The 14,684-nt window shown below is 67.2% G+C and carries 14 protein-coding genes; 13 read left to right on the top strand and 1 reads right to left on the bottom strand.

Going from position 1 to position 14,684, the window contains the following annotated elements; genetic code table 11:
- Positions 1–40 precede the first annotated feature (40 nt).
- Positions 41–2,419: a phosphoenolpyruvate synthase gene (gene ppsA, locus AC5P9I_RS17595; protein ID WP_049464810.1), complete on the bottom strand. Its 2,379-nt coding sequence runs from the start codon at positions 2,417–2,419 to the stop codon at positions 41–43.
- A gap of 144 nt (positions 2,420–2,563) precedes the next feature.
- Here ppsA and ppsR point away from each other — a divergent pair, with 144 nt between their 5' ends.
- From ppsR to AC5P9I_RS17530, 13 genes are all read left to right on the top strand, one after another.
- Entirely contained in the window at positions 2,564–3,385 is an 822-nt protein-coding gene (gene ppsR / locus AC5P9I_RS17590) for a posphoenolpyruvate synthetase regulatory kinase/phosphorylase PpsR (RefSeq protein WP_049464808.1), read from the top strand.
- A gap of 177 nt (positions 3,386–3,562) precedes the next feature.
- A complete protein-coding gene (locus tag AC5P9I_RS17585) occupies positions 3,563–4,072 on the top strand; it encodes a DUF1249 domain-containing protein (protein WP_033833151.1) in 510 nt (169 codons plus the stop codon).
- A gap of 42 nt (positions 4,073–4,114) precedes the next feature.
- Positions 4,115–4,603, top strand: coding sequence for an NUDIX hydrolase (locus AC5P9I_RS17580; protein WP_049466582.1), 489 nt, complete (start codon positions 4,115–4,117; stop codon positions 4,601–4,603).
- Positions 4,604–4,728: 125 nt separating this feature from the next.
- The gene (locus tag AC5P9I_RS17575) at positions 4,729–5,343 is read left to right on the top strand and encodes a DUF2239 family protein (RefSeq protein WP_049466581.1); all 615 of its coding nucleotides are present in this window, start codon (positions 4,729–4,731) and stop codon (positions 5,341–5,343) included.
- Between the two features lie 117 nt (positions 5,344–5,460).
- Complete coding sequence (locus tag AC5P9I_RS17570) at positions 5,461–6,822, top strand: MATE family efflux transporter (RefSeq protein ID WP_049466579.1); 1,362 nt, start codon at positions 5,461–5,463, stop codon at positions 6,820–6,822.
- Between the two features lie 452 nt (positions 6,823–7,274).
- A complete protein-coding gene (locus AC5P9I_RS17565; protein WP_049466577.1) occupies positions 7,275–7,889 on the top strand; it encodes a CDP-alcohol phosphatidyltransferase family protein in 615 nt (204 codons plus the stop codon).
- 22 nt (positions 7,890–7,911) lie between these two features.
- The gene (gene phaE / locus AC5P9I_RS17560) at positions 7,912–8,943 is read left to right on the top strand and encodes a class III poly(R)-hydroxyalkanoic acid synthase subunit PhaE (protein ID WP_049466575.1); all 1,032 of its coding nucleotides are present in this window, start codon (positions 7,912–7,914) and stop codon (positions 8,941–8,943) included.
- Complete coding sequence (phaC, locus tag AC5P9I_RS17555) at positions 8,940–10,007, top strand: class III poly(R)-hydroxyalkanoic acid synthase subunit PhaC (protein WP_049466573.1); 1,068 nt, start codon at positions 8,940–8,942, stop codon at positions 10,005–10,007. Before phaE ends, phaC begins: the two co-directional genes overlap by 4 nt.
- A gap of 51 nt (positions 10,008–10,058) precedes the next feature.
- Positions 10,059–10,433, top strand: coding sequence for a YfeK family protein (locus AC5P9I_RS17550; protein ID WP_370596843.1), 375 nt, complete (start codon positions 10,059–10,061; stop codon positions 10,431–10,433).
- 64 nt (positions 10,434–10,497) lie between these two features.
- Positions 10,498–10,701, top strand: coding sequence for a PspC domain-containing protein (locus AC5P9I_RS17545; protein WP_049466571.1), 204 nt, complete (start codon positions 10,498–10,500; stop codon positions 10,699–10,701).
- Positions 10,698–11,150, top strand: a complete 453-nt coding sequence (locus tag AC5P9I_RS17540; RefSeq protein WP_049466570.1) for a hypothetical protein — start codon at positions 10,698–10,700, stop codon at positions 11,148–11,150. The genes AC5P9I_RS17545 and AC5P9I_RS17540 overlap by 4 nt, the downstream gene beginning before the upstream one ends.
- 721 nt (positions 11,151–11,871) lie before the next feature.
- Positions 11,872–12,087, top strand: a complete 216-nt coding sequence (locus AC5P9I_RS17535) for a hypothetical protein (protein ID WP_005417149.1) — start codon at positions 11,872–11,874, stop codon at positions 12,085–12,087.
- 207 nt (positions 12,088–12,294) lie between these two features.
- Entirely contained in the window at positions 12,295–14,682 is a 2,388-nt protein-coding gene (locus tag AC5P9I_RS17530) for a Tex family protein (RefSeq protein WP_049468728.1), read from the top strand.
- Positions 14,683–14,684: the final 2 nt, after the last annotated feature.

The following is a 14,684-nucleotide window of genomic DNA, read 5'->3' as shown; positions in this document are numbered from 1 at the left end:
CCCGCCAAGGCGGGGTTTCTGTTTTCAGCGTGCAGTTGGATCAGCCGTTGGCCTTCAGCTTGGCCAGGCGCAGCCAGGTGTCGACCACGGTGTCCGGGTTCAGCGACACCGACTCGATGCCTTCCTGCATCAGCCATTCGGCCAGATCCGGGTGATCGGACGGGCCCTGGCCGCAGATGCCGACGTACTTGCCCTTGGCGCGTGCAGCCTTGATCGCCATCGACAGCAGCTTCTTCACTGCCGGGTTCCGTTCGTCGAACAGGTGCGCGACGATCGACGAGTCGCGGTCCAGGCCCAGGCTCAGCTGGGTCAGGTCGTTGGAGCCGATCGAGAAGCCGTCGAAGATCTCCAGGAACTCATCGGCGAGCAGTGCATTGGACGGCACTTCGCACATCATGATGATCTTCAGGCCGTTCTCGCCCTGCTTCAGGCCGTTCTGCTCCAGCACCTCGACGACCTTGCGGCCTTCTTCCAGGGTGCGCACGAACGGAATCATGACCCACAGGTTGTCCAGGCCCATTTCGTTGCGCACGCGCAGCACGGCCTTGCACTCCAGCGCGAAGGCGGCCGAGAAGCTCGGGTCGACGTAACGGCTGGCGCCGCGGAAGCCGATCATCGGGTTCTCTTCGTGCGGCTCGTAGTTGCTGCCGCCGATCAGGTTGGCGTACTCGTTGGACTTGAAGTCCGACAGGCGCACGATCACCGGGTTTGGTGCAACCGACGCGGTGAGGGTGGCGATGCCTTCGGCCAGGCGGTCCACGTAGAAGCTGACCGGATCACCGTAGCCGGCGATCTTCTCGTCGATCTTCTTCTTCGTTGCCGCGTCCTGGCGGTCGTATTCCAGCAGCGCGTTCGGGTGGATGCCGATGTGGCTGGCGATGATCATTTCCAGGCGGGCCAGGCCGATGCCGGCGTTCGGCAGCTGGCCGAAGTCGAAGGCACGTTCCGGGTTGGCCACGTTCATCATGATCTTCAGCGGTGCCGGCGGCATGTTGCCCAGATCGGTGGTGGTGCGCTCGAAGCCCAGCTTGCCTTCGTAGATGAAGCCGGTATCACCTTCAGCGCAGCTGACGGTGACCAGCTGGCCATCTTCGATGACCTTGGTGGCGTTGCCCGAGCCGACCACGGCCGGCACGCCCAGCTCGCGCGCGATGATCGCGGCGTGGCAGGTGCGGCCACCACGGTTGGTGACGATGGCCGAAGCGCGCTTCATCACCGGTTCCCAGTCCGGATCGGTCATGTCGGCGATCAGTACGTCGCCCGGCTGCACGCGGTTCATGTCGTCCAGCGTCTTCACCACGCGGGCCACGCCCGAACCGATCTTGGCACCGACGGCGCGGCCTTCGGCCAGCACGTTGCCGCCCTTTTCGGTCAGCGCGAAGCGCTCGATCTGGGTGGCGTGGCTGCGCGACTTCACCGTTTCCGGGCGCGCCTGCACGATGAACAGCTTGCCGCTGACACCGTCCTTGGCCCACTCGATGTCCATCGGGCGGCCGTAGTGCTTTTCGATCACCAGCGCCTGCTTGGCCAGTTCCTGCACGTCCTCGTCGCTGATCGAGAAGGTGTTGCGCAGTTCGGCCGGGGTATCTTCGATCCTGACGCGCTCACCCGGAACATCCGAATACACCATGCGGATCGCCTTGCTGCCGAGCGAGCGGCGCAGGATCGCCGGCTTGCCGGCCTGCAGGGTGGGCTTGTAGACGTAGTATTCGTCCGGGTTGACCGCGCCTTGCACGACCATTTCGCCCAGGCCGAACGAGGAGGTGACGAACACCACGTCGCGGAAGCCGGACTCGGTATCCAGGGTGAACAGCACGCCGGAGGAGCCGACCCCCGAGCGCACCATCAGCTGCACGCCGGCGGACAGGAACACGTCCTCATGCTTGAAGCCGTGGTGCACGCGGTAGGCGATGGCACGGTCGTTGTACAGCGAGGCGAACACTTCCTTGACCTTGTGCACGACGTCGTCGGCACCGGTGACGTTGAGGAAGGTTTCCTGCTGGCCGGCGAAGGAGGCATCCGGCAGATCCTCGGCGGTGGCCGACGAACGCACGGCCACGGCCACGTCGCCGCCGCCGTTGTCGGCGCTCAGCTTGGCGTAGGCGGTGCGGATGTCCTGGTCCAGCTGCGGCTGCAGTGGTGCATCGATCACCCAGCTGCGGATTTCCTTGCCGGCGGCGGTCAGCGCAGTGACGTCCTCGACGTCCAGCGTGGCCAGCTTGTCGAAGATGCGCTTGGATAGGTCGTTGTGCGCGATGAAGTCCTTGAAGGCTTCAGCGGTGGTGGCATAACCGCCCGGCACCGAAACGCCCAGACCGGCCAGGTTGCCGATCATCTCGCCCAGGGACGAATTCTTGCCGCCTACGCGGGCCAGATCGGCCAGACGCAGTTCGTGCAACCACAGGATGTTCTCGTTCAAGCGCGATGCTCCGTTTGGCCATCGCCCGAGGCGGGCTGAGTGGCCGCGTCCGTAGGAAGAAGCCGATATGATGCCGGGCAGAGCACCGTCGGCACAAGCTTGTGCTGGCGGCCTTTTTAAGCTTCGTAGGGGGTAAAAGCGCGCATGTCGACCATCCGTCCGGTGTTCTACGTTTCCGATGGAACCGGTATCACCGCTGAAACCATTGGGCATAGCCTGCTGACCCAGTTCTCCGGGTTCAGCTTCATTACCGACCGGATGTCGTTTGTCGACGACCCTGAAAAAGCGCGTGAAGCCTGTGCCCGGATCCAGGCGGCGGGGGAGCGCTACCAGGTCCGGCCGATCGTGGTGAACTCCTGCGTGGACCAGAGCCTGAGCCTGATCCTGGCTGACAGCGGAGCCCTGATGCTGGATGTGTTCGCGCCGTTCATCGAGCCGCTGGAGCGCGAACTGGCCAGCCCGCGCCTGGCCCGGGTCGGCCAGGCCCATGGCATGGTCGATTTCGATACCTACCATCGCCGCATCAACGCGATGAACTTCGCCCTGACCCATGACGATGGCATTGCGGTGAACTACGACGATGCCGACGTGATCCTGGTGGCGGTGTCGCGCGCCGGCAAGACGCCGACCTGCATCTACCTGGCCCTGCACTACGGGGTGCGCGCAGCCAACTACCCGCTGACCGACGAGGACCTGGAAAGCGACCGCCTGCCGCCACGCCTGCGCAACTACCGGCGCAAGCTGTTCGGCCTGACCATCGACCCGGACCGTCTGCAGCAGATCCGCCAGGAGCGCCGTCCGAACTCGCGCTACGCCAACCTGGAGACCTGCAAGCGCGAGGTGGCTGCGGCCGAGACCATGTTCCAGATGGAGCGGATCCCGACCCTGAGCACCACCCATACCTCGATCGAGGAGATTTCCAGCAAGGTGCTGGCCACGCTGGGGCTGCAGCGCGAGCTGTATTGATCGTTTCCCCGCGCTGCGGGGCTGCCGGCCAACGGCCGGCACTACCGCGGTGGCAGCGACTCCCGCGCTGCGGGGGCTGCCGGCCAGCGGCCGGCACTACCGCGATGAAAGCGACCGACGGGTTGGCTGTGGGTTGAGGCGCCCCCACGTTGTAGCACCAACGTGTAGGATCGACCCATGGCCCGAGCCTTGCCCCGTACCGAACGCATTCCCCGCCTGAGCCGGCTGAGCTGGCTCATGGGCCTGTACGCGGAAAACTACCGTCATCTGGTACGCCTGTTCGAGCCGGCGGGACTGGTCGCGGGCAGCTACATCTCCTCGATCGGTGACGGCCTGGATGTGCGCCTGGACGTGATCGAATGCCACCGCTACACGGTGGAACTGCGCCTGACCTACGACCTGGCCGACCCGGTCACCGGTGAGCCGGACCCGTCGGCCTATGTCCGCCTGTACCGTGATGCGCGCCAGGCCGAGACCACCCATTGCTACGTCGGCCGCCGCTGGCAGGACACCATGGGCCTGTATCCGCCACCGGCGGAGTTGATCAGCCATCGCATGCGGATGAACACCTTCCTCGGCAAGTGGCTGGAATACCTGGCCGAGCGCGGCCATGGCGTCGCCACGCTGCGCCGTGACCCCGATGGCGCCGGTGCGCCTGCCGAGCGCCGCCTGTCGCTGGTGCGCTGATCGGCCATAATCCAGGGCTGACCTGCCGCTGGATGCCGCCCCATGCCGTACACCCCGATCGTCGCCACCCTGGGCTACGTGCTGTCGCCCGATCGTCGCCAGGTGCTGATGATCCACCGCAACACCCGTCCGGGTGACCACCATCTGGGCAAGTACAACGGGCTGGGCGGCAAGATCGAAGCGGACGAGGACGTGGCCGCCAGCATGCGTCGCGAGATCGCCGAGGAAGCCGGCATCGACTGCACCGGCATGCGCCTGCGCGGCACCCTCAGCTGGCCGGGTTTCGGCAAGCACGGTGAAGACTGGCTGGGCTTCGTGTTCGTCATCGACACCTTCGAAGGCACCCCGCACGGCGGCAACCATGAAGGCACGCTGGAATGGGTGGACCTGGACAAGCTGGACACGCTGCCGATGTGGGAGGGCGACCGCAACTTCCTGCCGCTGGTGTTCGACACCGACCCGCGCCCGTTCCACGGCGTGATGCCGTACAAGGACGGCCGCATGGTCAGTTGGTCCTACAGTCGGCTGTGACCCGGCGAATCGGGGAGGTGCCCACCCGAGGCTGGCACGCTTTTCCGGCCAATTAATGCCCGGGCAATATTGACGTCGACAAATTACCCGGGCAATATTTGTGCATCGCCTCTGATGCCCTTGCCATGCCTGCGTCCCGTCTTCCTCCTTTCAGTTGTTTCGACGGCCATCGCCTGGTCGCTTCCGGCACCCCGGAAGTGGCTGCGCTTGCCCTCAAGCAACTGCGCGCCAGCAACGCGGCCGGGCCGTTGCTGGTGTTCGACAACGCCACCGGCCATACCCGTGATTTCGATACGCGCGGCAGTGATGCAGAACTGCTGTCGCGGGTAAGTGCAGCGTTTCCCGCCGTGGAGACGGATGCCGAGGTCATTGCCGAAGACGCACCCGCGGCCCCGCGTGGCCGTGGCCGCCCGAAGCTGGGCGTGGTAGCACGCGAAGTGACGTTGTTGCCGCGCCACTGGGCGTGGCTGGCAGAGCAGCCGGGCGGTGCCTCGGTGGCACTGCGAAAACTGGTGGAGGCGGCCAGCCGCGCCGGTGCGGACAAGGACCGGCGGCGTCGCGATGCCGAGCGCGCCTATCACTTCCTGCAGACCATCGCCGGTGACCTGCCGGGCTTCGAGGAGGCCATCCGCATGCTGTTCGCGCATGACCGCGCGGGCCTGGAAGCGGTGCTGCATTCCTGGCCCAGGGATGTGCGCGACCACGCCCTGCGCCTGGCGTTCGACAGCGCCGACGGCTGAACCATCGCGCCGTCGTCGCGCGGCGGCGCCACCTGATCGCGGGCCACGGCCCGCTCCCCTGTGCTTGCTTTGCTGGCGGAAACGCCGGGCAGGGCAGCGCCTTGCCGAGAGAACCCCATGAACGCCCCTGTACATCCCACGCCCCCGGCCGCGCCGCCTCTGTGGCGCACCTACCTGGCCCTGCTGCTGCCGATGCTGCTGACCAACGCGCTGCAGCTGGCCGCAGGCACGCTGGACAACATCTACCTCGGTCATCTGCTCGGGACGCAGGCGGTGGCCGCCGCGGCAGCATTCTTCCCGGTCTTCTTCCTGCTGCTGGCCCTGGTGATGGGCCTGGCGACCGGCGCGATGGTGCTGATCGGCCAAGCCTGGGGCGCGCACCGGCCGCAACAGGCGCGGGCGGTGGCCGGCAGCGCGGTGGCGCTGATCCTGCTGCTGTCGGTGCTGGTGATGGCTGTGGGCGGCGGTGTTGCGCCACACCTGCTGACCGCGCTGGGCACCCCGGCACCGATCCTCGGCGAGTCCATCGTCTACGCGCGCGTGCTGTTGCTGGCTGCACCTGCGTTCTTCCTGCTGTGGCTGGCCACCGCCGTGAGTCGCGCGGTGGGCGATGCGAAGACGCCCCTGCAGGCGCTGCTGTTGGCCACCCTGATCGGCCTGCTGTGCACGCCGCTGATGATTCTGGGATGGGCCGGCCTGCCACGGCAGGGCGCAGCCAGTGCGGCCGTATCGGCGGCGTTGGCCTCCCTGCTGGCCCTGGGCTGGCTGCTGTGGCGCTGGCGCCGGATGGGGCATCCGCTGGCACCGGGCCGTGAGCTGCTGCGGGCGATCCGTTTCGATGGCGTACTCATCCGTTCGATGCTGCGCATCGGCCTGCCGTCTTCGCTGCAGATGCTCAGCCTGGCCATCGCCGAAATCGTATTGCTGGCCTGGATCAACCGCTACGGCTGCACCGCCACGGCCGCCTACGGTGCGGTCAACCAGCTGATGAGCTGGGTGCAGCTGCCGGCGATGTCGCTGGGGATCACCGCCACCATTCTCGCGGCGCATGCGGTGGGTGCTGGGCGGACGGCACGGCTGCCGGCCATCGCCCGCACCGGGGTGCTGCTTGGACTGGCGACGCTGGGCATGGTGGTGGTGCTGGTTGTGGTGCTGGCGCCCGGGCTGACCGGGCTGATCCTGGCGGCGACCGGAGTGCGCGAGCTGGCTGCGTCGCAGCTGCGCACTGTGGTGTGGGGCGTGCTGGCGATGGGAGTCAGCGCGGTGCTGGTGGGAGTGATGCGCGGCAGCGGCACGGTATGGCGGCCAGCGTTGCTGGGCATGACGGCGGTCGTGCTGGTGGAGCTGCCGCTGGCGATGTGGCTGCAGGCGCGGCACGGCCTGGCGGGCCTGTGGTGGGCGTGGCCGCTCGGATTGGCGGCGATGCTGGTGATGCAGGTGATGTGTTTCGCCCGGTGGCGGCGGGTGCACGCTGGGTAGTGCCGGCCGCTGGCCGGCATTCCGGAAGGGCAGGGGAAGCCGGCCAGCGGCCGGCTCTACCACGTCAGGGCCGCTGCGCCAGCGGCGGGTGGAAGCACCCGGCATCATCACCGCCGGTCACCCGGAATCGGACGTGGCGGCGGGTCCGCCGGTGACCATAGCGCCGACCTCGCGGCTTGGGAAGTAGGGAAACCCCGCAGTGGGGTGATGAGGAAATGTCCACGGTCGCAGTCGGTGAGATCCGGTTGTCCACAGGGGGTGTGGATTACGCGTGGGCAACTTTGTGGATAAGCCGCGACAGGCGCCACCCCCCTAGGCTGTCAAGATGGGTGGCGAAAAATTCACCGCCGGTGAGGGCGGGTGAGGGGGCGGTGAAGGGTGGGCCCCGTCAGCGCTGTCGCCAGCGGCGGCGCTCGCGGTAACCTGTGGGCCTTGATGCTCCGTGAGACCCCATGAAACGTCACTTCTCGATGCTGCGCGAATTCCAGCTGGCCGACTGGTTCACCCTGGCCAATGCTTTCTGCGGCACCGGTGCGGTGTTTGCCGCCATGCGCTTCCTGCAGGACGGCGAGCGTGGCTACCTGCTGTTCGGCATGGCGCTGATCCCGTTGGCCTTCATCTTCGACGCCCTCGACGGCCGCATCGCGCGCTGGCGCAAGTCCAGCTCGACCCTGGGGCGCGAGCTGGATTCCCTGTCCGACGTGATCTCCTTCGGCGTGGCGCCGGCGGCGCTGGCCTATGCCTGCGGCATGCAGGGCGGCTGGGACTGGCTGGTGCTGAGCTACTTCGTCTGCTGCGGCGTCAGCCGCCTGGCGCGCTACAACGTCACCGCCGAGGCGTTGAGTGGCGACGAGGGCAAGGTCACGTACTTCGAGGGCACCCCGATCCCGACCAGCCTGGTGCTGGTGATCGTGCTGGCCATCGCTGCCGGCACCGATGCCATCGGCGACCACATCTGGTTCGGCCAGTGGCAGATCGGCCCTTGGCAGCTGCATCCGATGGTGCTGTTGTTCGCGCTGTCCGGGTCGCTGATGATCAGCAAGACCCTGCGCATCCCCAAGCCATGAGCCAGCCCAGCGGAGGCCTGCGATGACCAGCTCGGCCCACGACGCCGGCAGCAGCGATTTCGAAACCCTGGCCCGGCAGTACTTCGGCGCCTGGGGCGATGCCCTGCGCCATGCGAGCACGCCCGGCGCACCTGCCGGTGACGATCCCGGCAGTTGGCAGCGGTTGTTCGACTGGTGGGGCCAGCTGTTGCCCGAGCAGGCGCAGGGCGCACCGGACGATGCCGTGCGGCGCTTCCGCGAACAGGCGGGCAACTGGTACGGCACCATGCAGGACGTCGCCGCACGGTTTGCGGGTCGCGACGCCAGCAGCGCTGAAGTGGCCCAAGCCTGGCGCGAGGCGGTGCAGGCGCAGGGCGACGGCATGCTGCAGTGGATGCTGCAGGGTGCCCGTGGCAGCACCCATGCCGGCGCCGCCGTGCCCGAATTCGCCGCGTGGCTGCAGAGCCCGGCGTTCGGCCCCGGGCGCGAGCACCAGGCACGCTGGCAGGCCCTGCTGCGGGCGCAGGAGGAATACCAGCAGCATTCGCGGGCCTACGTCGATCAGATCAGGCAGGCGCTGGACGAGGCCTTCGCGCTGTTCGAGCAGCGCCTGGCCCAGCACGAACAGCCGGGCAGCCAGCTGACCAGTGCGCGTGCGATGTTCGACCTGTGGATCGATGCGGCCGAGGAGGCCTACGCCAAGGTCGCCATGTCCGAACCGTTCCAGCAGGTGTACGCCTCGCTGGGCAACGCGCAGATGCGCCTGCGCGCCGGGCTGCAGCGCGAGGTGGAACAGATGAGTGAGCGCATCGGCCTGCCGACCCGCAGCGAGATGGACGCCGCCCACCGCCGCATCGCCGAGCTGGAGCGCAGCCTGCGTCGCCTGCAGGCGCAGGTGGCGGTGCTGGCCGGGACCGCCGAGATGGATCCCGTGGCACAGCCGGTGCCAGCGAAGGTGAAGCCGGTCGCACGCAAGGCAGCGAAGAAGGCGGCACCGGCGAAGAAGGCGGCTGCAGAAAAGACGTCTGCAAAGAAGGCCGCGCCTCGCACTTCCGCACGGGCGCGTGACCGATGAAGGGACCCCTGGGCTTCAATGCCGATGACCTGCTGCAGGAAACCCTGGCCATGCAGCGCAAGCTGATGGAAGGGCTGAAGCTGCTGCCGCAGGTGGAAGACGTGGACTATGGCGCGACCGCGCGCGAGGAAGTCTGGCGCGACGGCAAGGTGGTGCTGTACCGCTTTGTCGGCGAACAGGCGCCGACCCGGCGCACGCCGCTGCTGATCGTCTATGCGCTGGTCAACCGGCCGTACATGGTCGACCTGCAGGCCGACCGTTCGCTGGTGCAGAAGCTGCTGGCACTGGGCCAGGACGTGTACGTGCTGGACTGGGGCTACCCGGATCGTTCCGAACGCTTCCAGACCCTCGAGGACTACCTGCTGCGCTACATCGACGGCGCGGTCGACGCGCTGCGTGCGCGCAGTGGTGGCCCGGTCGACCTGCTCGGCATCTGCCAGGGCGGCGTGTTCGCACTCTGCTACGCAGCGTTGCGCCAGCAGAAGCTGGGCAAGCTGATCACCATGGTCACCCCGGTCGATTTCCAGACCGCCGACAACATGCTCTCACACTGGGCGCGGCAGGTGGACGTGGACCTGCTGGTCGACACGCTGGGCAACATCCCGGCCGACCTGATGAACGCCAGCTACCTGATGCTCAAGCCGTTCCGCCTGAACGTGCAGAAGTACGTCGGCCTGCTCGACATCCTCGATGACAAGGCGGCGCTGGAGGACTTCCTGCGCATGGAGAAGTGGATCTTCGATTCGCCGGACCTGGCAGGCGAGGCGTTCCGCGATTTCATCAAGCAGTTCTACCAGGCCAATGGCCTGATGAAGGGCACGGTACGGATCGGCGAGGAAGCGGTGGATCTGTCGCAGGTGACGCTGCCGGTGCTGAACATCTACGCCGAGCAGGACCATCTGGTGCCGCCGGACGCCTCGCGCGCGATGCGTGGGCGTTTGGGCACGGACGACTACACCGAGTCCAGTTTCCGCGGCGGGCATATCGGTATCTACGTGTCCGGTCGCGCGCAGCGTGAAGTCCCCGCTACGATCGATGGGTGGCTGAAGGCACGCGACGCGTAGCGCCTGCTTCGTTTTTGCAGCGTCGAGCCATGCTCGACGGCAGGGAGAATGATGATGTCGCACAGGATTTCAATGCTGCTGGCTGCGCTGCTGCTGGCCACCCCGGTCGCCCAGGCGGCACCCGGTGCAGACGCGCGGCGGGAGATCGCCCAGTTGATCTCCAGCCTGGACGGCTCGCAGTGCCGGTTCCAGCGCAATGGCCGCTGGTACGACGGCAGCGATGCGCGCGCGCACCTGCAGCGCAAGTACGACTATCTGCTGAAGAAGGACATGGTGGACAGCGCCGAGCAGTTCATCGAGCGCGCCGCCAGCCAGAGCAGCATGAGCGGCAAGGCCTATCGCATCCAGTGCCCGGGGCAGCCTGAACAGACCGCTGCCGCCTGGTTCGGCGCGCGCCTGCAGGCGCTGCGCCACCGCACGCCGTAGACAGGGGCGCGGTGTAGAGTCGAGCCATGCCCGACTGCTTTCCCCGTAGCCCAGGAGAACCGCCATGAACACCACGCCGCGCACGCTGTCACGTTCATTGAACGACCGCATGATTGCCGGCGTGATGGGCGGCATTGCCCATCGCTTCGGCTGGAATGCGACCCTGCTGCGGGTGATCTACGTCCTGGTTTCGCTGGCCTCCGCCGCCTTCCCTGGCATCCTGGTCTACCTGATCCTGTGGCTCCTGATTCCCAACGAGGCCGATTGAAGACTGGAGCAACGCCCTGGCCGAGCTGGCTGCGCGCGCTGCAGGTGCTGGGCGCGGCGTGGACATCGCCCAATACCCTGCTGGGCCTGATCGGAGGGCTGGCCGGCATGCTCGGTGGCGCGACGCTGCGCTGGAGCGCGCGTGACTGCGCGCTGGTGTTCGACCGCTGGCCCTGGGGTCCCGGCGGGGCGATCACCCTGGGCAACGTGATCCTGCACACCGGGCATGACCTGGGCATTTCCTGCCGCACCTATGCGCATCAGGCGGGGTGGGGCGTGGAACCGCTGATCCGGCTGGATGATCACGAACGTGCGCACGTGTACCAGTACATGGTGCTGGGGCCGTTGTACCTGCCGGTGTACCTGTTGTGTGGTGGCGTGAGTGCGCGTAATCCGTTTGAACGCGCGGCCGATCATTTCGCCCGGTTCGGGCGTGGCTGGTGGCCGTAGTTTCCAGCCAACGGCGCAGCCCCTCGTGGCGTGGTCGCGGAATGCGTTTCATGCGATTGGGCCGGGCAGGATGGGTTCGCGGGACACGCCGTAAACCCGTCCATGGGGGCTCGATGGCGCCATCCATGGCGCCAACGGTCCCGCGAACCCATCCCGCCCGGCCCCTGACAGTTTCGGTGCGCGTCCAGCCACGGAGAAGAAATAGAACAGCAGAAGCGGGTCGCGCGCTGCGCTTGCTCGCAGCCGAGCATGGCCCTCTCTACAGGTAGCAACAAAGCAGCCGGCCAGGCTGCTTTTGCTTTTGATCTTTTTTTCTTCTCCGTGGGTGGAGGCAGCCACCAGGAATCTGTCAGCGGCCGGGAGGGTGGGTAGGGCGGGGTGTCCGCGGCATGGATGCCGCGGCCAAGCCCCCATGGATGGGTTCACGGCGTCCCCGGCCTACCCACCCTCCCGGCCAGCCCACAGGAAACCGGCTTTCCGCGACCAACCAAACCACCCACGAGGGGCTGCGCCGTTGGCGGGAACACTCTTGGATTCGTTAGCCGGAAGTTAAAGATCCGTAAGCATTCTGCTGCGATCCCGCAGTCATCTGCATGCAACCGATCGTCATTAGCCTTCGTGACGTTCCAGTCAGGTTCGACGCGGTAAGCTCCTCCTTGATGAGCTCGCAGCATCGCTCGTCAAGTGCAGTAGGCAGTAGCAATTTGGAGGAATACATCACATGGCAATCGTTCTTTATGTCGGTGGTAGCAAGGATGGCGAGAAGGGCGTGGTGCCCTACGGCTTCAGCAAATCCCGCGCCGACACCGCGCTGGGGCCGGAGTTCTACACGGAGCGGTTCATGGAACTGCAGGGTGTCGGCAAGGTCCGCCTGATGGCCCTGGAAGGCATGCGTGACGACATCGTCATGCAGCGTGCCGCCCGCCACTACCGCTGACCTTCGCAACACGCGGCAGGGCGCGCCCACCATCGCGCGCCCGCGCCGGCATCCCAGCCCCGGGCCAGTCCGAGCCCGCTCCTTGCCAGGATGCCGGCGTCCACTCCGGCGACGCCGCTGAACCTCGCGCCCTGTCAATGCCTTGTCCGGCTCCGTCGTGGATTGCCAGAATGGGGTCTTCCCGTAACGCGGTTCAGACCTGAAGCAATGCACGACGCCAAGAACGCCCAGAGCGCGCTCGCCCAGCAGATCGCCCAGACCATCGCCGACGAGATCGGTGCCCAGTCCGCCCAGGTGCGCGCCGCCGTCGGCCTGCTCGACGAGGGCGCCAGCGTTCCGTTCATCGCGCGCTACCGCAAGGAAGTGACCGGCGGCCTGGACGACACCCAGCTGCGCAACCTGGAGGTGCGCCTGACCTACCTGCGCGAGCTGGAGGACCGCCGCGCGGCCGTGCTGGCCAGCATCGGCGAACAGGGCAAGCTCAGCGATGAACTGCGCAACGACATCCTGGCGGCCGATACCAAGAGCCGGCTGGAAGATCTGTACCTGCCGTACAAGCCCAAGCGCCGCACCCGTGCGCAGATTGCCCGCGAGGCAGGGCTGGAGCCGCTGGCCGATGGCCTGCTGGCCGACCCGACGCAGGACCCGCAGACGTTCGCGGCCACCTTCGTCGATACCGACAAGGGTGTGGCCGACACCAAGGCCGCGCTGGAAGGCGCGCGTGCGATCCTGATGGAGCGCTGGGGCGAGGATGCCGCGCTGGTCGGTGAACTGCGCACCTGGCTGGGCGAGACCGGGGTGATCCGCGCCCGCGTGGTCGAGGGCAAGGAGACCGAAGGCGCCAAGTACCGCGACTATTTCGATCATGCCGAGTCGCTGGCGAAGATTCCCTCGCACCGCTTGCTGGCACTGTTCCGCGCGCGCCGCGAAGAGATCCTGTTCCTGGAACTGGACCCGGGCAGCGATGCCGAGGCCGGCCACCAGTACGCCGAGGGTCGGGTGGCACGCAAGGCCGGCATCGCCGACCAAGGCCGCGCGGCCGACCGCTGGCTGCTGGATGCCTGTCGCCTCACCTGGCGCGCCAAGCTGCACACGCACCTGCTGCTGGACCTGTTCAACCAGGCCCGCGAGAAGGCCGAGGCCGAGGCCATTGCGGTGTTCGGCGACAACCTGAAGGATCTGCTGCTGGCCGCGCCAGCCGGTCCAAAGACCGTGCTCGGCCTGGACCCGGGCATCCGCACCGGCTGCAAGATCGCCGTGGTCGATGCCACCGGCAAGCTGGTCGCCACCGACACCATCTACCCGCATGAGCCGCGCCGGCAGTGGGAGCAGTCACTGCAGACGATCAAGCAGCTGTGCGTGAAGCACAACGTTGAACTGATCGCGATCGGCAACGGTACTGCCAGCCGCGAAACCGACAAGCTGGCCGGTGAAGCGATCAAGGCCTGCGCCAACCCGAAGCTGCAGAAGGTGGTGGTCAGCGAGGCCGGGGCGTCGGTGTACTCGGCGTCCGAGTTCGCGGCCAGGGAGTTCCCGGGGCTGGACGTGTCGCTGCGGGGCGCGGTATCGATCGCTCGCCGCCTGCAGGACCCGCTGGCCGAACTGGTGAAGATCGATCCCAAGGCGATCGGTGTCGGCCAGTACCAGCACGATGTGGACCAGTACCGTTTGGCGCGGGCGCTGGATGCACGGGTCGAGGACTGTGTGAATGCCGTGGGCGTGTACGTGAACACCGCTTCGGCTGCACTGTTGTCGCGGGTGTCCGGGCTGTCGGCCACGGTGGCCGAGAACATCGTGCGCCATCGTGACGAGAACGGGCCGTTCAAGCGTCGCAAGGAGCTGCTCAAGGTCGCGCGCCTGGGCGAGAAGACCTTTGAACAGTGCGCCGGCTTCCTGCGCATTGCCGACGGGGATGAACCGCTGGACGCCTCGGCGGTGCATCCAGAAGCCTACCCGGTGGTCGAGCGCATCGTGGCCAGCACCGCGCGCCCGATCAAGGCGCTGATCGGTGATGGCAGCTTCCTGCGCGGCCTGAAGGCCGAGCAGTTCACCGATGCCACCTTCGGCGTGCCGACCGTGCGTGACATCCTCAGGGAACTGGAGAAGCCGGGCCGCGACCCGCGCCCGGAGTTCAAGGCGGCGCGGTTCGCCGAGGGGGTCGAGGACATCAAGGACCTGCGCGAAGGCATGGTGCTGGAAGGCGTGGTCAGCAACGTGGCTGCTTTCGGTGCCTTCGTCGATATCGGCGTCCACCAGGACGGCCTGATCCACATTTCGGCGCTCTCCGATACGTTCGTGAAGGACCCGCGCGATGTGGTCAAGGCCGGTGACATCGTCAAAGTGAAGGTGCTGGAGGTCGACGTGGCGCGCAAGCGCATTGCCCTGACCCGTCGCCTGGACGACACCCCCGGCCAGGCCACCAGCCGTCCGGGCCAGCGTGATGAACGCGGCCAGGCGCCGGGACCGCGCCGCGACGCAGGCGGCCAGAACCGCGGTCCGAACCGGGGCCAGGGGGCGGGCGGTCGTCCCGCCCAGTCTGCTCCGCCGGCCAACAACGCCCTGGCCGAGGCCTTCGCCCGCGCCAAGCGCAGTTGAGG

Source organism: Stenotrophomonas sp. YJH_SMC_29, from assembly GCF_059371235.1.
This window is presented reverse-complemented; position numbering and strand designations above follow the sequence as displayed.